At 29.3% G+C, this 22800-nt stretch carries 20 protein-coding genes and 1 pseudogene; 17 read left to right on the top strand and 4 right to left on the bottom strand.

The features are described 5' to 3' along the window. Positions 1-35 precede the first annotated feature (35 nt). Entirely contained in the window at positions 36-2063 is a 2028-nt protein-coding gene (locus L8Y18_RS04360) for a capsular polysaccharide biosynthesis protein (protein ID WP_263676345.1), read from the top strand. Continuing rightward, positions 2060-3238 carry a capsule biosynthesis protein gene (locus L8Y18_RS04365; protein WP_263676346.1) on the top strand — a complete coding sequence of 393 codons (1179 nt, stop codon included), beginning with the start codon at positions 2060-2062 and terminating at the stop codon, positions 3236-3238. Before L8Y18_RS04360 ends, L8Y18_RS04365 begins: the two co-directional genes overlap by 4 nt. On the opposite strand, the gene L8Y18_RS04370 is transcribed toward L8Y18_RS04365, so the two are convergent. Beyond that, positions 3235-4743, bottom strand: coding sequence for an SGNH/GDSL hydrolase family protein (locus L8Y18_RS04370; RefSeq protein WP_263676347.1), 1509 nt, complete (start codon positions 4741-4743; stop codon positions 3235-3237). The two genes, L8Y18_RS04365 and L8Y18_RS04370, sit on opposite strands and share 4 nt — an antisense overlap. Positions 4744-4907: 164 nt before the next feature. Between L8Y18_RS04370 and L8Y18_RS04375 the strand changes: the two genes are divergently transcribed. Genes L8Y18_RS04375 through L8Y18_RS04385 form a run of 3 tightly spaced genes read left to right on the top strand, consistent with a single transcriptional unit; the run spans position 4908 to position 7771 of the window. Then, complete coding sequence (locus tag L8Y18_RS04375; RefSeq protein ID WP_263676348.1) at positions 4908-6038, top strand: DUF829 domain-containing protein; 1131 nt, start codon at positions 4908-4910, stop codon at positions 6036-6038. A 9-nt stretch (positions 6039-6047) separates the two neighbouring features. Then, positions 6048-7421 carry a cytochrome P450 gene (locus L8Y18_RS04380; protein WP_263676349.1) on the top strand — a complete coding sequence of 458 codons (1374 nt, stop codon included), beginning with the start codon at positions 6048-6050 and terminating at the stop codon, positions 7419-7421. Beyond that, on the top strand, positions 7418-7771 hold the full coding sequence (locus L8Y18_RS04385) for a membrane protein (RefSeq protein WP_039627957.1): 354 nt from the start codon (positions 7418-7420) through the stop codon (positions 7769-7771). The genes L8Y18_RS04380 and L8Y18_RS04385 overlap by 4 nt, the downstream gene beginning before the upstream one ends. On the opposite strand, the gene nusA is transcribed toward L8Y18_RS04385, so the two are convergent. Next, on the bottom strand, positions 7768-8859 hold the full coding sequence (gene nusA, locus L8Y18_RS04390; protein ID WP_263676350.1) for a transcription termination factor NusA: 1092 nt from the start codon (positions 8857-8859) through the stop codon (positions 7768-7770). The two genes, L8Y18_RS04385 and nusA, sit on opposite strands and share 4 nt — an antisense overlap. A 123-nt stretch (positions 8860-8982) precedes the next feature. On the opposite strand from nusA, the gene L8Y18_RS04395 reads away from it, so the two are divergent. The 6 genes from L8Y18_RS04395 to L8Y18_RS04420 are packed head-to-tail and all read left to right on the top strand — an operon-like array spanning position 8983 to position 13172. Next, the gene (locus tag L8Y18_RS04395; protein ID WP_070255886.1) at positions 8983-9225 is read left to right on the top strand and encodes an HP0268 family nuclease; all 243 of its coding nucleotides are present in this window, start codon (positions 8983-8985) and stop codon (positions 9223-9225) included. Then, positions 9222-10520 carry a tRNA (N6-isopentenyl adenosine(37)-C2)-methylthiotransferase MiaB gene (gene miaB, locus L8Y18_RS04400; RefSeq protein ID WP_263676351.1) on the top strand — a complete coding sequence of 433 codons (1299 nt, stop codon included), beginning with the start codon at positions 9222-9224 and terminating at the stop codon, positions 10518-10520. The genes L8Y18_RS04395 and miaB overlap by 4 nt, the downstream gene beginning before the upstream one ends. After that, entirely contained in the window at positions 10504-11127 is a 624-nt protein-coding gene (locus L8Y18_RS04405; RefSeq protein WP_263676352.1) for a lysophospholipid acyltransferase family protein, read from the top strand. Before miaB ends, L8Y18_RS04405 begins: the two co-directional genes overlap by 17 nt. A 5-nt stretch (positions 11128-11132) precedes the next feature. After that, complete coding sequence (locus L8Y18_RS04410; protein ID WP_263676353.1) at positions 11133-12098, top strand: hypothetical protein; 966 nt, start codon at positions 11133-11135, stop codon at positions 12096-12098. Further along, positions 12095-12649, top strand: a complete 555-nt coding sequence (locus L8Y18_RS04415) for a hypothetical protein (protein WP_220566268.1) — start codon at positions 12095-12097, stop codon at positions 12647-12649. Before L8Y18_RS04410 ends, L8Y18_RS04415 begins: the two co-directional genes overlap by 4 nt. Continuing rightward, positions 12633-13172, top strand: coding sequence for a hypothetical protein (locus L8Y18_RS04420; RefSeq protein WP_070255897.1), 540 nt, complete (start codon positions 12633-12635; stop codon positions 13170-13172). Before L8Y18_RS04415 ends, L8Y18_RS04420 begins: the two co-directional genes overlap by 17 nt. On the opposite strand, the gene L8Y18_RS04425 is transcribed toward L8Y18_RS04420, so the two are convergent. Further along, entirely contained in the window at positions 13159-13956 is a 798-nt protein-coding gene (locus tag L8Y18_RS04425; RefSeq protein WP_263676354.1) for a membrane lipoprotein lipid attachment site-containing protein, read from the bottom strand. The two genes, L8Y18_RS04420 and L8Y18_RS04425, sit on opposite strands and share 14 nt — an antisense overlap. Before the next feature lie 72 nt (positions 13957-14028). Here L8Y18_RS04425 and lgt point away from each other — a divergent pair, with 72 nt between their 5' ends. The 6 genes from lgt to L8Y18_RS04455 all read left to right on the top strand — a co-directional run bounded on the left by lgt (position 14029) and on the right by L8Y18_RS04455 (position 22404). Then, on the top strand, positions 14029-14844 hold the full coding sequence (lgt, locus tag L8Y18_RS04430) for a prolipoprotein diacylglyceryl transferase (protein ID WP_263664654.1): 816 nt from the start codon (positions 14029-14031) through the stop codon (positions 14842-14844). A gap of 77 nt (positions 14845-14921) precedes the next feature. Next, positions 14922-15701, top strand: a complete 780-nt coding sequence (locus L8Y18_RS04435; protein WP_070255907.1) for a fumarate reductase cytochrome b subunit — start codon at positions 14922-14924, stop codon at positions 15699-15701. Next, entirely contained in the window at positions 15685-17676 is a 1992-nt protein-coding gene (locus L8Y18_RS04440; RefSeq protein WP_220566271.1) for a fumarate reductase flavoprotein subunit, read from the top strand. The genes L8Y18_RS04435 and L8Y18_RS04440 overlap by 17 nt, the downstream gene beginning before the upstream one ends. Further along, positions 17669-18394, top strand: a complete 726-nt coding sequence (locus L8Y18_RS04445; protein WP_012661078.1) for a fumarate reductase iron-sulfur subunit — start codon at positions 17669-17671, stop codon at positions 18392-18394. Before L8Y18_RS04440 ends, L8Y18_RS04445 begins: the two co-directional genes overlap by 8 nt. After that, positions 18372-20597, top strand: coding sequence for a dynamin family protein (locus tag L8Y18_RS04450; protein ID WP_263676355.1), 2226 nt, complete (start codon positions 18372-18374; stop codon positions 20595-20597). Before L8Y18_RS04445 ends, L8Y18_RS04450 begins: the two co-directional genes overlap by 23 nt. Next, positions 20587-22404 (top strand): dynamin family protein, encoded by a 1818-nt coding sequence (locus tag L8Y18_RS04455; protein WP_263676356.1) that lies wholly within the window; start codon positions 20587-20589, stop codon positions 22402-22404. Before L8Y18_RS04450 ends, L8Y18_RS04455 begins: the two co-directional genes overlap by 11 nt. On the opposite strand, the pseudogene L8Y18_RS04460 reads toward L8Y18_RS04455, so the two are convergent. Continuing rightward, positions 22394-22780, bottom strand: a pseudogene (locus tag L8Y18_RS04460) (NAD(P)H-dependent oxidoreductase); the annotation flags it as partial. The gene L8Y18_RS04455 and the pseudogene L8Y18_RS04460 overlap by 11 nt on opposite strands. Between the last annotated feature and the right edge of the window lie 20 nt (positions 22781-22800).

Genomic DNA, 22800 nt, shown 5'->3' on the forward strand with positions numbered 1-22800 from the left:
AATGAAAAAGTTAATATGATTGTAAAACAGTTGTTATGAAATTTTACACTATATCAAAAAAACTAAAAGAAAATGTCAAAAATTTTTACAAAATAACTCTGTATCATGCCCATAAAAACATCACAAAAGAAGATGTTTTTATAGGTTGGGGTAGAAAAAAGTCAGGTTTAAAAGCTGTAGAACTAGCTAAAAAATATAATGCAAGATTTTTGCTTTTAGAAGATGGCTTTTTACGCTCACTAAATTTAGGTATGGAAAATAGTCCAAGTTTTTCTAATGTCAAAGATGATGTGGGAATTTATTATGATGCCACGACTCCATCTAAACTTGAAAATATTTTAAATACTTATGAATTTGACTCTAAAGAGTTAGAGCAAGCAAAAAAGGCCATAGAGCTTATAAAAAAAGAAAAGCTTAGCAAGTATAATAATAATCTTTGCGTGCCAAAAGAGCTTTTTAATATTAACGAAGAACGTGTACTAATCATCACTCAAGTAGCAAATGATGCTTCTCTTAAATTTGGCTTGGCTGAGAATTTTTTAACTCACGATATTATAAATGAAGCTATTAAAGAAAATCCAAATGCTAAAATATATATTAAAATTCATCCTGATGTATTAAGTGGTAAAAAACAAAGTGATTTTGATGTGCAAGATTTGTCAAGTAAATGTGTAGTTATAAAAGAAAATTATAATCCCATAGAATTACTAAGTTGTTTTAAAAAAGTTTATACCAAAACTTCTGGCATGGGTTTTGAAGCTTTGATGTTGGGATGTGAATGTGTGTGTTATGGCGTGCCATTTTATGCAGGTTGGGGTTTAACTCAAGATAAGCAAGTGTGTAAAAGAAGGCTTAAAAAAAGAAGTTTAGAAGAGGTTTTTTATACTGCTTATATTTTATATAGTGAGTATTTTAATCCGTATTTAAATCAAAAAAGCGATATTTTTGATACCATGTATACTTTAGCAAAGTATAAAAAGATAGAACAAGCTAATTCAAATACTTTGTATTTTTTAGGTTTTTCTAAATGGAAAAGAGAATATATAAAACCCTTTTTCAAAGCTAAAAATAATAAAATCATTTTTTTAAACTCACTAGATGAACTTTATAAAGCGAATTTAAATCCTGAAGATAAAATTTTCATTTGGGGTAAAAAGTATGATAAAACTTTATTGGCTAAAGATTTTAATAATGAAATTTTCTTAGTAGAAGATGGCTTTTTACGCTCTGTTTTTTTAGGTTCAGATCTTACACGCCCTTTTTCTTTGATAATAGATAGTAAAGGTTTGTATGTTGATCCAAGCAAATCAAGCGATTTGGAAGATATTTTGCAAAATCATGAATTTGATGAAAGCTTAAAACAAAGAGCTAAAAAACTCATCACTACCATTACACAAAATAAATTTTCAAAATATAATGGCTTAAAACATGAAAAGCTAAATTTTAATACCAACAAAAAAATCATCTTAATCCCTGCTCAAGTAGAAGATGATGCTTCTATGATTTTAGGTGGGGCTGGTTATGATACTTTAAAACTTTTACAAAGTGTAAGAAAGGCCAATGAAAACGCCTTTATAGTTTTTAAACCTCACCCTGATGTATTAAGTGGTAACCGTAATGGTTTAAAAGATAAAAGCATTATTTTAAAATATTGTGATGAGATTATAGAAAATATCAGCATAGATAGTGCTATAAATGCTTGTGATGAAGTGCATACTATAACCTCTACAAGTGGTTTTGACGCTCTTTTGCGTGGCAAAAAAGTAGTGGTGTATGGTAAGCCTTTTTATGCAGGTTGGGGTTTGACAAGCGATTTACATGAAATTCCAAGACGCACAAGAATGCTTAGTTTAGAAGAGTTAGTTGCGGGGGTTTTGATCCTTTATCCAAGATACATCCATCCAAAAAATAAAAATTTATGTGAAGTTGAGCTTGCATTAGATATAATGTTAAAAATGCAAAAAGATTATTTTTCTAAATTTTATTTGCGTTGGTTTATGGATATAAGAATTTATATATTAAGAAAAATAAGAAGATTAGTAGAATTTATTTTGATTAGATGAATTTAAGTAAGAAATTAAAAAAATTTTCTGGTAAAAATGTTTTATTACTCCAAGGACCTGTGGGAGGTTTTTTTCGTAAAATTGCTACAAAAATTCCAAAAGCTAAGGTTTATAAAGTAAATTTTAATGGTGGAGATTTTTTCTTTTATCTTTTTAAAAGCATTAATTACACTAAAAGTTTAGCTGATCTTGAAGACTTTTATAAAAAGCTTTTTGAAGAAAAACAAATTCAAGTTATCTTGATGTATAATGATTGTAGAAAAGTGCATGAGATAGCCATTAATGTTGCTAAGCAAATGGGTATTGAAGTATGGATTTTTGAAGAAGGTTATATAAGACCAAACTTCATTACTTTTGAAAAAGATGGAGTGAATGCAAACTCCACTTTACCAAGAGAAAAAGAATTTTATCTAAGTCAGAAAAAATTTGATAAAGATTTTAAATTTAAAACTTTCTCAAGCACTTTTAGAAATATGGCCTTTGCTTCATTTTTATACTGGCTTTTTGCTTTTTTATTTTCTTGGTATTTTAATAATTCTTTACATCATAGAAGTTTAAAACTATTTGACTTTTTACCTTGGCTTTGTTCAGTATATAGAAAAAATAAATACAAAATCACAGAAAAAAGTTTAAATGAAAAAATTTTTTCTTTAAAGCAAAAGTATTTTTTAGCTATTTTACAAGTGCATAATGATACCCAACTCTCCCATCATTATAAAAAAACTACAGAAAAATTTATAGAAGAGGTGATTATCTCTTTTGCTAATCATGCCAAAGCAAAGTCATATCTAGTTTTTAAGCACCATCCTATGGATCGTGGCTATAGAGACTATACTAAACTTATAGAAGATTTGAGCTTAAAATACAATGTCGAGGGTAGAATTTTATATGTACATGACTTACACTTACCTACGCTCTTAATTAACACAAGAGGTACTATAGTGATAAATAGCACAGTAGGACTTTCTGCTTTATATCATAATAGTCCTTTAAAGGTTATGGGAAAAGCCTTTTATGATATAGAAGGTTTGACTTATCAAAAAAGCTTGCATACTTTTTGGAAAGAATGCAGGGCATATAAGCCTGATGCTGTTTTACACGCTAAATTTAGAAATTATGTGATATATAAAACCCAAGTCAATGGAAATTTTTTCAAAAATACTAGTTTAGATTAAATTTTCTTTTTATAGTTTTTTGCAATTTTTTTTAGTTTAAAAGGTAAACTTAAATAGCCTATTTTAAAAGGAGTTCTTGAAGCTTGCAAAAGTGCATTACCTAAAAGATAAGGCAAGTGTGTTTTGGCTATTTGAGCATGTTTATAATCCGCATAAGCTTTTAGTGGTGGTAGATTTTTTTGATCTTTTTGATTTTTAAAATGATCTTTTTTGACTTTTTTCAATTCAAAAGGTATTTTAAAATATCCTAGATAACTTTTACTATTTTTCATGATAGCTTCCCCAAGCTTATAGCTTAGTCTTTCTTTTATCCTTAAGCTAGCTCCATAAAGTTTATTGTTTTGGTGGATAAACATCTCATATTCATTTTTTAAGCCTTTATGATTTAAAAAACGCAAAAGATTATGATTTTGACTTTGTAAAAATGTTTGCATATCAAGTTTTTTTAGTTCATGGTATTCTAGTGCTAATTCTTTGTAAAATGCTATAGGTGGTATCAAAAGCTCATAAGCATTTGTAAGTTGAATTTTACATTCAATTTTTTTATCATCATCTTTTTCTAAAAGTAAAATTCCTATTAAGTCCACATAATCAAGTCTTGGTGTTTTTTCATTTGCTATGCTTAAGCCCGAACTTTCCTCACTTTGCTTGATAATTTGTGTATTAACATACAAAAAGGTTTGCTCATCACAAATTGCTTTTTCATTTTGTATATCTTGAAAAGTATTGATAAGTCCAAAATTTTTTACTAATTTAAAAGATGAGTTTTCAATGCTTATAGATGATATAGCATGGGTTAATGAACTGGCGTGATTCCAAGTGTGTATGCCTAAGATTTGATAATTTTTGAACTCTTTTGGAAAAATGATTTTTTCATTAGCTTTAATCTTTGTAGTTTTTTCGCAAAAAAATGAGTTTTTATGCTCTATTTTAGTTGAATTTGAGGGCGTAAAGATATGAAATTTTCTTTTTGAGCAAATGATATTTTCTTTAGATTTTTTAAAGCTGTGTAAATTTTTAATGATGTTTTTACCAAGCTCTTGCATAGCTAGTGGCATAGGGTGGAATTTATAGTTTTGATCAAAATCATAAAGATTATTTTTTTGGTAGTAAAGATCTACATCGATTAGATTAAAACCATAATGAGCACAATTTTTCCTATGAGCTTCATTGATAGCTTTTGATTTATCATTACAAGCTGGTATGGGGAGTATAAGCACTATAGTAATTTTGTTTGCTTTGTAAAGTTCTTCATAAAAATAATCAATATTTCTAAGTATAATATTTAAACTCATAGGGCTTAAATAATCATTGATATTTGATTCACTGATGAGAAAATTACTTTTATTTATAGTATTTTCATGGCGTATTAACTCATAAAGATTTTGCAAAGAAGTACTAAGCCCTAAAGCGTAATTATGTAATGTAATGTCTTTATTTTCAAGACCTATCCTAAGACCATTTTTAACTACACTATTACTACCACCTAGTAAGATTACATCCATAAGTTCTTTCTTGATTTTTTTAATTTTTATTTATTTTATAAAATATTTTTTAATGAATAATTTCAGAGTAAAAACCCCTCATTTTATCTTTAAATAGGTATTTGACAAAGATAACAACTTTAGCTATATTTTTAAATTCAGTATTAAATTTACTTAGGATGTTGATGAAAAAAATATGCCAAAAAAGAGATGTTTTTTATATAGCTGGTTATGATCCTAGAGGATATAGGCATTATTATGCTGTGTTTAAAAAAAATTTAGCTGAGCAGAATATACTTTTAAATTATGATTATACTTTATCAAAAGCTCAAGTTAATATTTATCCTTTTTGGCAAATTCAAACCCCACATACAAGTACTTCTTACACCTTTTTAAGCTGGAATGATATAGTCAAAAAAAACTGGTCAGAGGGTATAAAAGATGCTCTGAGTGATTGTTATAGTTTTTTTAGAATTTATACCATCACAGGGCTTTTTTTAAAATTTGGTAAAGAATCCCCACATCAACTTATCACAGGTTATTATCCATTTTTTTATGTGCTTTTGAGTTTGATTTTTACTTTATTTTGTGCTTTTGGAAGTTTATTTTATTTGCAAAATTTTCATATTATTTTAGGAATTTTAGCTTTTGTTTTATCGTTAGTGTTTTTACCAAAAATGCTTTATAAATTAGGCAAGAAATTAGCTGTTTTTTGGATAGCTAGAATTTGTTCTTTTTGTGCAAACTGGGAGAAAAATTCTCAAGGTGAACTTGAGTTAAGAATGGATGATTTTGCTAGAGTTATTTTTGAAAAACTAAAAGAAAATGCAAATGATAAAAACTATGAGCTCATCTTAAGCGCACATAGCGTAGGAACGGTGCTTTGTATAAATGTTTTAGCAAAAGTACTTAGAAAATGTGAAAAAGAAAATATTTCTTTTGAAAATTTAAAAGTTTTAACTTTGGGTGAGTGTATACCTTTGGTAAGCTATCAAAAAAGATCTTTTGAGTTTAGAAAAGACTTAGAGTATTTGGGAAGTAAGAATTTAATATGGTATGATTTTACTTCTATTATTGATGGGGCTTGTTTTGCACAAGTTGATTTTATACGCACAAGCGGAGCGAAAGCACAATTTAGTCCAAAATACCTTTCGGCTAAATTTCATACCTTATATAAAAACAAAGATTATAAAAAAATCAAAAAAGACAAATATAAAGCACATTTTTTATATTTATTTGCCACACAAATTCAAGGAGTATATAACTTTTTTGAATTTATTATAGGTAAAAATAAATTAGAAGAAAAAATCAAATAGGAGGAAATCATGGGTCAGTGTCCTTTTCATCCAAAGCCTTATAAAAATAAAGCTTCTACATTAACTACTTTTTTACTAAAAAGAAGATCTTGGCTTGATGGACTTTATGAGCGAAGCTATAAAATGATGATGGGTAGAGTAAAAATGCCCGGATTTGATTTATATGTAGTAAATGATCCAAAAGAAGTTAGACGCATTATGGTAGATGAGGTTAGAGAATATCCAAAAAGCCAACTTTTACATGAACTTTTAGAACCACTTTTAGGTATAAGTATTTTTACAACTAATGATAGAGTATGGGAAAAGCAAAGAGAACTTTTAAGACCTTCTTTTGAAATGACAAGGATTTCTAAGGTTTTTAATTTGATGAGTGAAGCAGCTTCTGATATGATGGCAAGATTTGCAAGGTATGAAGATAAAGCGATTATAGAAGTAGATGAAGCTATGACTTTTGTGACTGCAGATGTGATTTTTAGAACTATTATGTCATCAAAACTTGATGAGCAAAAAGGTAAACTTGTTTTGGATGCTTTTGTAACTGTGCAAGAAGAAACAGTTAAAACAGCTATGCGAAGAATGTTTCGCTTTCCAACTTGGCTTTCAAATCTTTTGGGCGAGAAAAAAAGACTTAAAGCAGGTGGAGTTATACGCAAGGTTTTATCAGATATTATAAAGCCAAGATATGATAATGCCCTAAATGATCAAGGAAAATATGAAGATATTTTATCATCATTGCTTATGGTGGTAGATGCAGATACTAATGAGAGATTTTCTTTTAATGAAATTTTAGACCAAGTTGCCATGCTTTTCTTAGCAGGCCATGAAACCACTGCAAGCTCGCTAACTTGGACGCTATATATTTTAAGTATTTCTCCAAATGAGCAACAAAAAGTTTATGAAGAAATCATGCAAGTTGCGGGTGATGAAGAGTTTAAAATAGAACATATTAGAGCAATGAAATATCTTACAAATGTGTTTAAAGAAAGTTTAAGACTTTATCCACCAGTTGGCTTTTTTGCTAGAGAAGCAAGAAATGATAACAAAATGAGAGATAAGCTTATTAAAAAAGGTTCGGGTGTAGTGGTAGCTCCATGGCTTATTCATAGACATGATAGTTTTTGGGAAAATCCACATGAGTTTGATCCAAGTCGCCATGAAGATAAAAGCAAGATTAAAAAAGATACTTATATGCCTTTTGGCATGGGAGAGCGTGTGTGTATAGGGCAGGGTTTTGCTATGCAAGAGGCTGTTTTGATTTTAGCTAATATTTTAAGGACTTATAAGTTAGAATTAGAAGAAAATTTTATACCCGATATAGTAGGAAGACTAACTATAAGATCAGCAAATGGTATGAATATAAGATTTATAAAAAGGCAAAAATGAAAGAAAAATTAGCAGGAACTATACTACTTTGCGCTATCGTTCCTTTAGCGGTGATTAGTTATCTTTTTATTGTTATAGTGGGTACTTTTGGTAATCCTGCTAGGGTTAGACAAGGTGTGAGAGCGCTTGATCATTTTGTCAATGCTACTTTGTTTAATGGTTATGCTTGGGAGTCTTTATCGTCTCATGCTTGGAGAGAGCGTGATAAAAGATGGGCTAAAATAGTTATTAAAATCACAGATTTTTTTGATAAAAATCACTGCCAAAAGGCAAATAAAAGAGAGCAACCTATAGTGGATTTAGTTTTAGAAAGAAAGCTTACCGAACAAACTGTCGGTAAGCAGCTTTAATTTTCTCCAAATAAAGCTTTAAGGTTTTTAAACGCTTCTTCTTGGTTATTAGTTTTATCTTCATTATTTACTTCATTAAGTTCTATCTCATATCCAAGAAGCATGCTAGCTAGGCGTATATTGATACCACTTTTTCCTATGGCTTTGCTTTTTTGCTCGCTATTTAGCGTTACAATAGCTTTTTTATCTTCAATGCTAACTGAGTTTATAATGGCTGGAGCTAAGCTTCTAGTGATTAAAATTGCCATTTCGTTAGAATACTCAATGCAGTCAATATTTTCATTTTTTAATTCTTTGCTTACAGCATTGATTCTAACTCCTTTTATACCCACAGTTGCTCCTACTGCATCAACACTCGGGCTATTAGCTTGCAAGATGATTTTTGCTCTCTCGCCTGGAATTCTTGCACTTGCATAAATATTTATAAGGCCATCTTTGATTTCAGGAACTTCAGCTTTTAATAAAGCTTCTAAAAATTTAGGGCTAGTTCTACTAAGCTCCATTCTCATACCCGATTTATCAATATATACATGTCTAATAACAGCTTTAATTACATCGCCTACTTTAAATTTTTCACCTTTGATACGATTTTTTCTAGGTAAATATGCACGAAACTCATCAATTTCTACATAGGTATTTTCTTCACTATCTACTCTTACTACGCTACCAAAAACCATATGTCCTACCATTTTTTGGTATTTTTCATAGATTTTTTCTTCTAAGAGTTTTTGAATGTTATATTCTAATTCTTTATGTAAGATATTTACAGCAGTACGGCCTAAATTTTCCAAAGAACATTCATAAGTTAGCTCATCGCCAATTTCTACATCTTTAGCTTCAGACCTTGCTTTACTTAAAGCGATAAAATGCTCATTTTCATTTTCTAATCTTTCATCATTATCAGCTACTATGATGATTTTTTGATAAAGTTGCAAATTTTTACCCGAATCAACAAAAAATTCATATTTATCGCCATAAATTTTCTTAGCAGTATTAATAAGTGCTTTTTTAACTCTTTCTCTTACATCTTCTATTTGTAAATTTTTCTCATTAGCAATGGATTCAATTATATCTGTGATTTTTTCCATAATGACAATACAACCTTAATTTTGGATTTTAAAAGTTTGAAGAATAAAATTATATCTTTAATAAGTTTAATTAAAAGTAAAATTTGCTATAATTTCAGATTAAAAAAACTTGAGGATGATGATATGGACTTAAAAATAGCAAGAACCTCTGTTGATGAAAAGCCAAAAAGTATAAGTTTAGAAAGTATTGAAAAGGCTGTGGATAAAGAAGGTCAAAAATTTTTCTATTTTGATAAAGACAATGCACATAAGCAATTAATCGCTTTAGTAGAGCATTTTGAAAAAAAAGGAAAATGTGTTTATCATAGAACAATCAAATATGGTTTAGATGATGCAGATTTTATGTATGAGGTACATATTCTTTGAGTAAAAAACTTTTTATACAAACTTTAGGTTGTGCTATGAATGTGCGTGATTCAGAGCACATGATAGCTGAACTTAAAGAAAAAGAAAATTATGAATTAACTCAAGATGCAAAAGAAGCAGATTTGATTTTAATCAATACTTGCTCGGTGCGTGAAAAGCCTGTACATAAGCTTTTTTCAGAAGTTGGAAGTTTTGAAAAAATCAAAAAAAATGGCGCTAAAATAGGAGTTTGTGGTTGCACTGCTTCACATTTGGGAGATGAGATTTTCAAGCGTGCTCCTAATGTGGATTTTGTTTTGGGCGCTAGAAATGTTTCTAAAATCACAAAGGCTGTAAATACTCCAAAATTTTTAGGTAATGATATAGATTTTGATGAGAGTAATTATGCTTTTGCAGATTTTAGAAATAGCCTTTATAAGACCTATATTAATATCTCCATAGGTTGTGATAAGCATTGTACTTATTGTATAGTGCCTCACACAAGAGGAGATGAGATTTCTATACCTTTTGAGATTATTAAAAATGAAGCATTAAAAGCTGTTTCTAAGGGTGCTAAAGAGATTTTTTTACTAGGACAAAATGTTAACAATTACGGCAAAAGATTTTCTAATGCTCATGAAAAGATTAATTTTTCAGATCTTTTGGAAAAGTTAAGCGAAATCGAAGGTTTAGAGCGTATCCGCTTTACAAGCCCACATCCATTGCATATGGATGATAGATTTTTAGAGGTTTTTTCTAAAAATCCTAAAGTTTGCAAGTCTATGCATATGCCTTTGCAAAGTGGTTCAAGTGAAATTTTAAAGGCTATGAAACGCGGTTATACTAAAGAGTGGTATTTAGATAGAGCATTGAAACTTCGTTCTATGTGTAAAAATGTGAGTATTTCTACTGATGTGATTGTAGCTTTTCCAGGTGAGAGTGATAAAGATTTTGAAGATACTATGGATGTGCTTGAAAAAGTGCGATTTGAGCAAATGTTTTCTTTTAAATACTCTAAAAGACCATTAACTAAAGCTGCAACTATGCCAAATCAAATTCCTGATGATATAGCTTCAAAACGCTTGAGTGTTTTACAAGCAAGACATACAGAAATTTTAGATGAAATTGTTGTAAAACAAAAAGATAAAGAATTTGAAGTTTTATTTGAAGAATTAAGAAGTGAAGGTTTTGTAGCAGGTAGAAGTGATAATAATTTTTTGATTCAAGTTAAAGGCAGTGAAGAGCTATTAGGACAAATGAAAAAAGTAAAAATCACCAATCCTAGGCGTATGGTGTTAAATGGCGAAATCCTTTAAGATTAATCTTTTAGCTTTTGGAATTTTTTTATTACAATGGCTGATTTTTTTAACTTGTAGAAAGGTTTATTTAGGGCAAAAGCTTCCAAAAAGATCATGTGTGATACTTTTTTGGCATGGGCGTCTTGCTCTAATGCCTTTTGCTTATCGTAAAATGGGTATTAAAGGAAAAAAAGCTTATGTGATGATTTCACACCATAAAGATGGAGAAATCATTGCTAGAAATATTGCTTTTTTTGGTTTGGATACTTTAAGAGGTAGCACAAGCAAAGGTGCTTTGGCTTTATTGAAACAATCTTTTAAAATTTTAGATCAAGGTGATGATGTGATTATCACTCCAGATGGGCCAAGAGGACCTTATCATAGTGTTTCAGATGGTTCTGTGATGATAGCTTTTAAAAAAAATGCTCCACTTTTTTTGCTAAATTATGAAGCAAGTTCTTTTTGGGAATTTAAAAGTTGGGATAAAATGATTTTACCTAAGCCTTTTTCTAAGATTACTTATAGATTAAGTGAAGAAATCAAAATACAAAATTTGAATTTAGAAGAAGCTAAAGTATTGATAAAAGAAAAATTTGATATGATAAGTCAAATAGATAAAGGATAAACACCATGTTATCTTTTTTTAGAAAGTATATTTTACAGCTTTTAATTTGTATTTGTTATGATGAAAAACAATACATTATAAGATGTCATACTTGGAAAAAATCTCAACCAGTTGATACTTTTGAAAAAAGTTTTGAAGATAAAGAAAAAGCAATAGAATATGTTAAAAATTTAAGTAAAGACTTTCAAATTTATTATATTTGTACTTTTTTTACACCTATTGCTCAAGGTGTAGTGCCAAGTTCAAATTTTAAAGAGCTTTCTAATTTTGGAGTAGAAGCAAATAATGTTAAATGTATTCCTTTTAATAATGCTTTGTTGTATGTTTCCAATCAATCTTTGAGTTCTTACAAAGAAGATTATGAAGCTTTTGGTGGTTTAGATTTGCTTTACTCACCTTTTTCTTTGCTTTATCATTGTATAGCAAATAGAGGTTTTGAAGAAAAAATAGGCCTTTATGTGTATAGATATCATGATTTTGTTGCGATGTTAATTTGTAAAAATGAGATTATACTATTTGGAAGTTATTTTAATATAGCTAGTCAAAATTATGATGAAGATGATTTTTTTGATGATATTAAAGAAGAATTTGATTTACAAATTGATGATGAAAATCAAGAAGAAGAAAATGAGCAAAATTATGACTTAAAAAGTTTAGAAGAAATGAGTCAAGAGCTTGATAAACTTGAGGAATTAGATGAAGAAAAAGAAGAGCTTCCTATCGAGTCTTTAGAAAATTTTAGCTCAGATATGAAAATGATAGAATACATCATTTCAAGTGTAAAAGAATTTTATCAAAATCCTTTGTATGATAATAGCTTTTTGGAAGAAATTGTGATTTTTGATGAGGAAAGTTTTAGCGCAACCTCGCTAGATTATTTAGAAAATGAGCTTTTTATAAAGCCAAAAGTAGAGCTTATAGATACTTTAAATTTGATGAATGAGCTTGTAGTTAAGGATTTGAAGCTATGAGATATAGTTTAATAAAGCCGAAGATAAAACCAGTTTTTAATCTTTTTACTAGAATTTGGATTTATTTTACTAGTATTAGTGTGTCTTTGATTTTTGTGGTGTTTATTGTTGTTGTTTTTAAAAGCTACTATGCATCTGTGCAACTTGATGATAAGAAAAAAGAATTGGCTCAAATCATAGCTCAAATTAATTCCAATAAACTTAAATATCAAGAATTAGTAAGACAAAATAATAAAGCAGAAATGATTTTAGGGGATTTAGAACAAGAACGAGAGAATGGTAAAAATAAAGTTTTATTAAAAAGTATTCAAAACCTTTTTACTTTAGTGCCTAAAAATATATCTTTAGATGAGGTTTTAATGGAAGATAGGTCGCTTATTTTAAGAGGTATTACACCTACTAAAGAAATGTTTGCTTTGTTGTTAGAAGCTCCATTAAGAAGTATTTTTTCAAATTCTCAAACAAGCTATTATCAATTAGAAAATGGGTGGTATCGCTTTGTTAGTGTAAATATTACTATACCAGAGGAAATGTATGAACAAAAAAGATAAGAGCTTAGAAGAAGCTGATATATTAAAGATATTGATTTATTCTTTTTCATTTGTTGCACTTTGTGCAATATTGATTTTATTCTTAATTGTACCTTTTTTGAAGGATTATAAAATCGAACATTCTAGATTAGCCGCTCAACAAATTCAAAACACCAAAGCATTAAATGAATTACAAGCTTTGGAAAAGGTTATTAGAGATTTTCAAAGTACAAACGCGCAAAATTTAGCTCAAATCAATGCGGAATTTTCTCAAAAAGAATTAATGGATTTTATGAAAAATTATTTTGATGATGTTAAAATAAATCTTATTCCTATTAAAAAAAGACAAGAATATTTAAAATATCAATTTGGAGTTAGCGTAAAGATGAAAAATCCACAAGCTTTTTATTCTTTTTTAAATGATTTACAAAGATATAAAAATTTAATAGAAATAAGTACGCCTGTTGAATTTAAATCAGAAGAAAAACACATTGATCTTAAATTTAGAATCAAAGTGTTTCATGCTTTAGCTATTCAAAAATAATTACTTCATTATTTTGATAAGGAGAGATTTTTTCTTCCTTTCTACTATCTTGTTTTATATCTTGAGCTTCTAAATTTTCTTGTGCTTTTGATTCTTCCTTGATTTCTTTTATATTGGTTTTTAAACTAGAAGTGATTTCTTTGTAAAAAGCAATAAAAACTTTATCAATTTCCAAAGCACTAGCTGTAAGACTTTCATTTACTTGGGTTGGGACAGCACTATAAACTTGTCTAAAACTTTCTATACTTGCTTGACCTTTTATAGGATAGTTTAAAATAATAGGATCATTTAATTTTGCTGAACTCGTTGTGCTTTGGAAAGTATCTTCTTGATGCAAATTATTTAAATGACTTTGAGCTTCTAAAATAATCATAAAAGAAGATTCTACACTATCGCCTCCAAGACTTGAATTTCTTGTAACTTTATCCTCATATAAGTTAGCACTGATGGTAATATTAAAAGCATAATCAGGATTTTCATTATCTATAGTATATCCTTTACTTTCTAATAGTGCTTTACTATCTTTAAATAGCTGTTTTTTTAGTAATTCTAGGCTTTTATTGATTCTTTGATTTAGGGTAGATTGTTCAAAATAAGAACTATAAAAAGTATTTTTAATAATTTCTATTTCATTGATTTTAACTTTTGGGCTATTTTCTTTTGTATTGTTATGTTCTTCAAAAGAACTTTTAAAACTTGGCATAGAAATATAATAAGTTTTTTGATTACCAGTGCAAGCACTTAAAAATAAAATTATGCTAAAAAATAATAATATTTTTTTCATTTTCTCTCCTTGTTATTTTTATAATTATACAATTTTTTGTTATATTATGTGTTTTATTATAAAGGCTTTTTTATGGAATTTTGGCAAAATATTTATGCAAATTTTGATGTAGTGGCTTTTGAAATTTTTGGTTTAAAAGTGCATTGGTATGGTATTATGTATGTATTAGCCTTACTTGTTGCTTTAATGGTTGCAAAATACTATGCTATTAAAGACAATATGGGAATTTCAAAAGCTATGCTTGATAGTTATTTTATATGGGTTGAAATTGGTGTAATTTTAGGTGCAAGATTGGGTTATATTTTAATTTATGATGCAAATACTTTATGGTATCTTACGCATCCTTGGCAAATTTTTAATCCTTTTTATAATGGAGAATTTGTAGGAATTAGAGGTATGAGTTATCATGGTGCTGTTATAGGATTTTTAATAGCAACTTATGCTTTTTGTAAAAAAAATAAACAAAATTTATGGAAATATTTAGATTTGGTTGCTATTAGTGTGCCATGTGGTTATATTTTTGGGCGTATTGGAAATTTTTTAAATCAAGAGCTATTTGGTAGAGCTACGGATGTACCTTGGGGTATTTATGTAGATGGGATATTGCGTCATCCTTCGCAACTTTATGAAGCATTTTTAGAAGGTTTTATAGTTTTTATCATTTTATTATTGATAAAAAAATATAAAAAATACAATGGAGAGCTTATTGCTTATTATACAATTTTTTATGCTTTAGCGCGTTTTGTTTGTGAGTTTTATAGAGAGCCTGACTTTGGTATAGGCTTTGTTGCTTTTGGTATGAGTATGGGCCAAATTTTAAGTATTATAATGTTTTTATTAGGACTAATTTTATCTTTTTATTTAAGAAATATTAAAAAAAATTTATAAATTTTTATTTTTTTTAAGAATAAAAGTTCTATAATTGCTCCGATATTATAAATTATCAACTTTTTAAAGGAGTAAATATGAGCCAACTCATTGAAGGTTTTTTAGGCAAGAGTGTTGATGGCAAAAAAAGCAAAATGCCAGCAAAACTTGACTATATTCAAAGTGCAACAGGCTTGATTTTAGGCTTGTTTATGTGGGCACATATGTTTTTCGTTTCTACCATTTTGGTTAGTGATGATTTTTTTGATTCAGTAGTTCACTTTTTGGAACTAAAATTTATCATTGATAGCCCTATGATGAGCTACATCACTTCTTTTTTAGCTGCCTGTGTTTTAGTGATTTTCTTTGTGCATGCAGGTCTTGCAATGAGAAAATTTCCTATCAATTTTAGACAATATCAACTTTGTAGAACACACTTAAAATATATGAATCATGGTGATTCTTCTTTATGGTGGGTTCAAGCTGCAACTGGTTTTGTAATGTTTTTCCTAGGTTCAGCGCATTTGATTTTTGTTATAACTAATGCAGATAAAATCAGTGCTGATATGTCAGGCGATAGAGTGGTAAGTCATTTTATGTGGTTATTTTATATTGCCTTATTAATCTGTGTTGAGTTGCATGGAAGTATTGGTTTATATAGATTATGTGTAAAATGGGGTTGGTTTGAAGGTAAAGATGCAAAAGAAAGTCGTAAAAAACTTAAAAAAGCAAAATGGTTTATTAGTATTTTCTTCTTAGTTTTAGGTGTATTAAGCTTAGCTGCTTTTGCAAAAATAGGTCTTAATAATTACCAAAACAACTCTGTAGCACAAATAGTAAAAACTTATGATGGAGCTAAATATGAACATACAATATAGTGATGCTTTAGTTATTGGTGGTGGTCTTGCAGGTTTAAGAGCTGCTATTGAAGTTGCAAAAAGTGGTCAGAGTGTAACTTTATTAAGTATTTGTCCAGTTAAAAGATCTCACTCAGCTGCTGTACAAGGTGGTATGCAAGCAAGTTTAGGAAATAGTGTAAAAGGCGAAGGTGATAATGAAGATGTGCATTTTGCTGACACAGTAAAAGGATCTGACTGGGGCTGTGATCAAGAAGTAGCTAGAATGTTTGCGCAAACTGCTCCAAAAGCGGTTCGTGAGCTTGCTGCTTGGGGTGTGCCTTGGACTAGAGTTACAAAAGGACCTAGAACTGTTGTTATAAACGCTCAAAAAACTACTATCGAAGAAAAAGAAGAAGCGCATGGTCTTATAAATGCAAGAGACTTTGGTGGTACTAAAAAATGGAGAACATGTTATATAGCTGATGCAACAGGGCATTGTATGTTATATGGTGTGGCAAATGAAGCGATTAAACATCAAGTTAAAATCATTGATAGAATGGAAGCAGTAAGATTAATTCATGATGGTAAAAAATGTTTAGGAGCTATTGCTAGAGATTTAACTAATGGAGAATTAATTGCTTATGTTGCTAGAGGAACTATGATTGCAACAGGTGGTTATGGTAGAATTTATAAACAAACTACAAATGCTGTTATTTGTGAGGGAACAGGAGCTGCTATTGCACTTGAAACTGGACTTTGTAGACTTTCAAATATGGAAGCAGTGCAATTTCATCCAACTCCAATCGTGCCAAGCGGTATCTTACTAACTGAAGGTTGTAGAGGTGATGGTGGTATCTTAAGAGATGTTGATGGTTACCGCTTTATGCCTGATTATGAGCCTGAGAAAAAAGAACTTGCAAGTAGGGATGTTGTAAGTCGTAGAATGATGGAACATATTAGAAAAGGAAAAGGGGTAAAAAGCCCTTATGGAGATCATTTATGGCTTGATATTTCTATCCTTGGTCGTGCTCATGTTGAAAAAAATCTTCGTGATGTTCAAGATATTTGTAAAACATTTAATGGTATTGATCCTGCTGATGAGGGTCCAAAAGGCTGGGCGCCAGTTTTACCTATGCAACATTACTCAATGGGTGGTATTAGAACAAAACCAACCGGTGAAAGTCAATGGCTAAATGGTCTTTTTGCATGTGGTGAGGCAGCTTGTTGGGACATGCACGGATTTAACCGCTTGGGTGGAAATTCATGTTCAGAAACTGTTGTTGCAGGTATGATCGTAGGGGATTATTTTGCACAATATTGTAAAGAAAATGGTTCAGAAATTGATACAAACATCGTTAAATCTTTCCTTTCTAAAGAGTATGATTATTTAAAATCTCTTGTTAGCAAAGAAGGAAAGCATGATGTATTTGAAATCAAAAACAGAATGAAAGACATTATGTGGGAAAAAGTAGCTATCTTTAGAACGGGTCAAGGTCTTGAAGAAGCGGTTAAAGAACTTGAAGAGTTATATCATAAATCACTTGATCTAAAAGTGCATGATAAAGAATTAAAATGTGCAAATCCAGAGCTTGAAGAAGCTTACAGGGTTCCAAGAATGCTAAAAATTGCTTTATGTGTTGCTTATGGCGCGCTTTTAAGAACAGAAAGCCGCGGGGCTCATTATAGAGAAGATTATCCAAAAAGAGATGATTTAAATTGGATGAAAAGAACAAATACTTACTGGGTAGAAGGTGAAAGTATGCCTAGAGTTGAGTATGAAGATCTTGACATTATGAAAATGGAAATCCCACCTGCATTTAGAGGTTATGGTGCTAAAGGAAATATCATTGAAAACCCATTAAGTGAAAAACGCCAAGCTGAAGTTGATGCGATCCGTGAAAAAATGGAAGCAGAAGGCAAAGGTAGATATGAAATTCAACATGCTTTAATGCCTTATGAATTACAAGCTAAATTTAAAGCACCAAATCAAAGAATAGGAGTTGATTATGAGTAGAAAATTAACAATAAGAGCATTTAAATATAATCCATTAAGTAAAATTTCTAAGCCTCATTTTGTTACTTATGAGCTTGAAGAAACTCCATTTATGACGATTTTTGTGTGCTTAACTCAAATCAGAGAAAAAATGGATGCGGATTTGAGTTTTGACTTTGTATGTAGAGCAGGGATTTGCGGAAGCTGTGCTATGATGATTAATGGTAAGCCAAAACTTGCTTGTAAAACATTGACAAAAGATTATCCAGATGGTGTTATAGAGCTTATGCCTTTACCTGCATTTAGACATATCAAAGATTTGAGTGTCAATACAGGTGAGTGGTTTGATGGTATGTGCAAACGCGTTGAAAGCTGGGTGCATAATGAAAAAGAAACAGATATTTCTAAACTTGAAGAGCGTATTGAGCCAGAAGTTGCTGATGAGACTTTTGAACTTGATCGTTGTATAGAGTGTGGAATTTGTGTTGCTTCTTGTGCGACTAAGCTAATGAGACCTGATTTTATCGCAGCTACTGGACTTTTAAGAACAGCTAGATATTTACAAGATCCACATGATCATAGAACTATAGAGGATTTTTATGAATTAGTGGGCGATGATGATGGTGTATTTGGATGTATGTCTTTACTTGCATGTGAAGATAATTGTCCAAAAGAACTACCTTTACAAAGTAAAATTGCTTATATGAGAAGACAGCTTGTCGCTCAAAGAAACAAATAATCCTAGCCCCCAAGAAAAGGGGGCACTTAAAACCTTACTAAAACAAATTTGGCAAAATCATAGTGTTTATCTTGACACAAATACACTTTTTGATGAAAGTTTAATTGATGCTCAAAAAGCAGCAATTCTTTTAAGTACTAATCTTGATAATTATGAAAGATTTAGCGCTTTAAATGAATTTAAAAATTTGATGAAAAGTTTAAATTTACGCTTAGATCTTTATGGTATACAGTATGCACAGGTTTGTTTTATTAATGCTTTAAATTTGGGAATTTTAGACAAAAACGAGCTTTTAAAAGCCTTGGAAAAACTTCAAAAAATCACCGATAATACTTTAATATGTGCTTTTGTATCTAGGCAAAAAGTTATTCAAAAAGATTACAAGCAAGAAGTTAAAAACTCACATCAAACACTAGATCTCATTAATCAAAACTTACAAGAGCTTTGCGAGGATGAAAAAGCTCAAAAACTTTTACAAGAAGCTTTGGTTAAATTTAGTAATATTGATTTTTCTATCGCGGTAACGGGTGTGGTAAATGCAGGTAAATCAAGCATGCTAAATGCGCTTTTAAAAAAAGATTTTTTAGGTGTATCTAATGTGCCTGAAACTGCAAATTTGAGTGTTTTAAAATACGGCAAAGACCAAAAAGCTAAGATATATTTTTGGAGTGATGAAGAATGGCAGGATATTTTAAAAAGCTCTAAAGATAATCAAGACATGCAAGAACTTATAAAACAATTAGAGCAAAATTTTAATCTAAATGAATATCTTGAAAAAGAAAATAAAAATGTAGAAATAAAAATTGAAGAATTAAAAAATTACACTAGCGCAAAAAACAAAATCTCAGCACTTATTAAAAAAATAGAGCTTTTTTCATCGCTTGATTTTTTAAAAGATAATGTTTGTATAGTTGATACTCCAGGACTTGATGATGTTATTATCCAAAGAGAGCTTTTAACAAAAGCGTATATAAGCAAGGCTGACTTTTTAATCCACCTTATGAATGCTTCTCAAAGTCTTAGTCAAAAAGATTGTGATTTTATTATAGAATGTTTGCTAACTTCAAGGGTAAGTAAGCTTTTGATTGTGCTTACTAAGGCTGACTTGCTTAGTCAAAAAGACTTGCAAGAAGTAATTAGCTATACTAAAAATAAACTCAAAGAAAATTTAGCACAAAAGCAGCTTAGCCAAGAATTATTAGATAATTTAGATTTTGTGTGTATTTCTTCAAAATTAGCTAATGATTTTTATCAAAAAAAAGGTGGGAATTTAGAACAAAGTAATATTTTAACACTAGAAGAACTTATAGCTAAAAGTTTATATGATAAAAACAAAATTGCTCTAAGTGCTTATAAAAAAGAATTATTATTACATTTAGAAAAAATAGAAGAAAAAATTAAATTTTCTAATAAAATGCTAAATTATGAAAGCTTTGAGCTTGATAAGCAAAATCAAGCTATTGTTAATGATTTTAAAGCAAAAAAAGAAAAATTAACGCAAGTAAAAGCAGAACTAAGTGCTATTTTTAACACAAAAGATGAAAATACTCAAGAAATTTTAACACTTTTGCATTTACTAGCTAAGAAATTAAAAGAAAAACTTATAGATGAGCTAAAATATAATCAAAATAATAAAATCAAAAACAACACTCAAAGACTAAATACTATCATTGATACGACTTTAAAAGATGGAATTTTTGATCTTTTAAGAGAGCTAAAACAGCAAAGTGAGTATAAAATTAATGAGCTTAAAAGCACACTAAGTGTGAAATATGATTTTTTAAAAGCTATTTTAGAGCAAAATTGTGATGATTTTAAAAGTAAGGTTGAAACAAAAATAGAAAGCATTTTTACCAATGATCTTTTTATGGCATTAAAAGCAGGACTTTTAAAAAATTTAGAATCCACGCAAGATATTTATAAATTAGAAAGCTCTTTAGAAAATCAAATTTTAGAAAAATTACAAACATTTAATATAGAAAAAATCGCCCTAGATTTAAAAAATAATCAAGAATTTTTTACTAATTTAGAATTTAGTTTAAATTTATACGAAAAAGAGCAAGAAGAACAAATCAAAGACTTAAAAGACTTGATTTTACAAATAGAACAAAATGAACAAAATTCCAAAGAGTTTTTAGAAAAAAACAATACAAAATTACAAAGTTTAAAGACTTTAAAAACGGAGCTTTTAAATGCAAAATGATTTGATTAATGATTTTTTAAAAGCTTATGAAAATGCTTATTGTAAAAGCTTTGATGATAGTTTTGAAGGAAAGATTTTAGCAATCAAAAATGCATTTTTAGAACCGAGTTTGCATTTAAATGATGTCTTTTTAAAAGATCTTGAAATGATTATAGCTAGCTATAAAAGAGCCATTAATGTGGCCATTATAGGGCAATTTTCCAGTGGTAAATCTACGCTTTTAAATTTAATTTTACAAAAAGAATGCCTGCCAACAGGCGTGGTGCCAGTGACTTTTAAGCCTACTTTTTTACGCTATGCTAAGGAGTATTTTTTAAGAGTTGAATATGAAGATGGCAGTGATGAGATTGTTGATATAGACGAACTTTCTAAATTTAGCGATCAAAGAAATGAGTTAAAAGAAACTAAAAGTTTGCACCTTTTTGCGCCTATTGAACTTTTAAAAGATATCACACTTATAGATACCCCAGGTTTAAATGCAAACACCACCGATACGCTAACTACTTTTAAAGAGCTTTCTTTTATGCATAGTGCTTTTTGGCTTAGTTTGATTGATAATGCAGGTAAAAAAAGTGAAGAAGATGCTATAAAAGCAAATGCTAAGCTTTTAGAGCGTGGCGGAATTTGTGTACTTAATCAAAAAGATAAGTTAAGTCAAGATGAGCTAGAAAATGTTTTAAATTATGCACATTTAGTTTTTGATAAGTATTTTGAAAAAATCATCGCAATTTCATGCAAAGAAGCAAAATTTGATTTACAAAAGTCAAATTTACCTTTACTTTATGAGTATTTAAAAGAACTTGATTATGAGTGCATTAAAAAAGATTTTATTAAAGAAAAACTTAGTAATTTATGCGAACTTTTGTCAAATCAATATGATTTGTTTCAAAATGCGCTAGAGCAATTAGAGCTTAAATTTAATACTGTTTTGCAAACTTTCAAAGCAAGCAAACTAGAGCAAAAAATCAAAATTTTAAATCATAATTGTTTAGATAAATTAAAACTTGTTGGAGAAAAAATTGCTCAAGAAATTTTAAAATTTATCAAAGAAAAAGATAGTAGTTATTATAAAGAAGCTAAGGGTTTATTTAAGAAAAATCTTTATGAAAAAGTTGCTTATAAAGCACCATATCTTTCAAGTGATGATGCGTTTTTGGCTATGTTTTATAACTCTGAAGCAATGAATAAGGAATTTAAAAGATTAAAAAATGAAATCGCTTTAGAATTTAGTCAAATTAAAGATGATTTTTCCTTATTTTTTACTCATTTAGAAGAGCAAATTTTGCTTTTTAAGGCTCAATTTTCAAATTTACAAAAAGAAAATGCCTTAGAAAGTGAAAAAGAATTTGCTAGTTTTAGAAGCTTTGCTAGTGCTAGTGAAGAACTTTTTTTAAAAGATTTTAAACAATTATTGTTTAAAAGCCAACTTGAACTTGATCTATTTTTAGAAAAGCTTAATCTAAAGGCTTTGGCAAATTATGAAAGTGCTACTAAACTTACTTTGGGATTTTTTAGTACTAAAATGAATGCGAGTAAAGAATTTTACGAGCTTGATAGTACCGAGTTTAGCTTGTATCATCCAAAAGCAAGTGAAGTGCACCAAAGAGTATTAACCGAGCTTAATGTATATGAATTTGAAGATTTGCTTTTAAATAAGCCTGTGGTTTTAAAAATTTATAAAAATTATATGCAAAGTTTTGTTGATTTTATTGAGACTAAAAGACAGATTATTTTGAATTTAAAAAGTGAATTTGAGGCTAAAAAATCAATGATTTCTAGCATCAAATCCCAAATTTCTAAGCTTTAAAAATTTTTTCTAAGTGCGCTTTATAATTTGTGAAATATTCTTGTACTTGAGGATTTTTGATTACATCGTTTGCTATGAAAGTAGGCAAAGCACTCATTCCTAAAAACTCATGTGCTTTGTGAAAGTGTAAATACACTCCATCAACTCCAACTCCATTAAAGAATTCATTCTCATCATCAAAAGCTTGCATTGGAGCATTCCAAGTTAGCGAAAGCATGTATTTTTTATTTTTTAAAAGCCCACCTGTGCCATAATTTTTAGTAGGTTCATTATGACTTCTACCATCGTTTTTATAAAACACTCCATGTCCTGCTGTGAAAACATCGTCAATGTATTTTTTCACTATCCAAGGCTCTCCCATCCACCAACCAGGCATTTAATAATAATACTTTTTGC

It is taken from the genome of Campylobacter sp. CNRCH_2007_0968H (assembly GCF_025773245.1).
Lineage (GTDB): Bacteria > Campylobacterota > Campylobacteria > Campylobacterales > Campylobacteraceae > Campylobacter_D > Campylobacter_D lari_D.

Bases quoted from the DNA above. Each gene is read 5' to 3' on its own strand.
- L8Y18_RS04365 (WP_263676346.1), top strand. From the start codon at position 2,060: ATGAATTTAAGTAAGAAATTAAAAAAATTTTCTGGTAAAAATGTTTTA.
- L8Y18_RS04435 (WP_070255907.1), top strand. From the start codon at position 14,922: ATGAGCCAACTCATTGAAGGTTTTTTAGGCAAGAGTGTTGATGGCAAA.
- L8Y18_RS04370 (WP_263676347.1), bottom strand. From the start codon at position 4,743: ATGGATGTAATCTTACTAGGTGGTAGTAATAGTGTAGTTAAAAATGGT.
- L8Y18_RS04440 (WP_220566271.1), top strand. From the start codon at position 15,685: ATGAACATACAATATAGTGATGCTTTAGTTATTGGTGGTGGTCTTGCA.
- L8Y18_RS04380 (WP_263676349.1), top strand. From the start codon at position 6,048: ATGGGTCAGTGTCCTTTTCATCCAAAGCCTTATAAAAATAAAGCTTCT.
- L8Y18_RS04410 (WP_263676353.1), top strand. From the start codon at position 11,133: ATGTTATCTTTTTTTAGAAAGTATATTTTACAGCTTTTAATTTGTATT.
- L8Y18_RS04445 (WP_012661078.1), top strand. From the start codon at position 17,669: ATGAGTAGAAAATTAACAATAAGAGCATTTAAATATAATCCATTAAGT.
- L8Y18_RS04420 (WP_070255897.1), top strand. From the start codon at position 12,633: ATGAACAAAAAAGATAAGAGCTTAGAAGAAGCTGATATATTAAAGATA.
- L8Y18_RS04395 (WP_070255886.1), top strand. From the start codon at position 8,983: ATGGACTTAAAAATAGCAAGAACCTCTGTTGATGAAAAGCCAAAAAGT.
- L8Y18_RS04360 (WP_263676345.1), top strand. From the start codon at position 36: ATGAAATTTTACACTATATCAAAAAAACTAAAAGAAAATGTCAAAAAT.
- nusA (WP_263676350.1), bottom strand. From the start codon at position 8,859: ATGGAAAAAATCACAGATATAATTGAATCCATTGCTAATGAGAAAAAT.
- L8Y18_RS04385 (WP_039627957.1), top strand. From the start codon at position 7,418: ATGAAAGAAAAATTAGCAGGAACTATACTACTTTGCGCTATCGTTCCT.
- L8Y18_RS04455 (WP_263676356.1), top strand. From the start codon at position 20,587: ATGCAAAATGATTTGATTAATGATTTTTTAAAAGCTTATGAAAATGCT.
- lgt (WP_263664654.1), top strand. From the start codon at position 14,029: ATGGAATTTTGGCAAAATATTTATGCAAATTTTGATGTAGTGGCTTTT.
- L8Y18_RS04405 (WP_263676352.1), top strand. From the start codon at position 10,504: ATGGCGAAATCCTTTAAGATTAATCTTTTAGCTTTTGGAATTTTTTTA.
- L8Y18_RS04415 (WP_220566268.1), top strand. From the start codon at position 12,095: ATGAGATATAGTTTAATAAAGCCGAAGATAAAACCAGTTTTTAATCTT.
- L8Y18_RS04425 (WP_263676354.1), bottom strand. From the start codon at position 13,956: ATGAAAAAAATATTATTATTTTTTAGCATAATTTTATTTTTAAGTGCT.
- L8Y18_RS04375 (WP_263676348.1), top strand. From the start codon at position 4,908: ATGAAAAAAATATGCCAAAAAAGAGATGTTTTTTATATAGCTGGTTAT.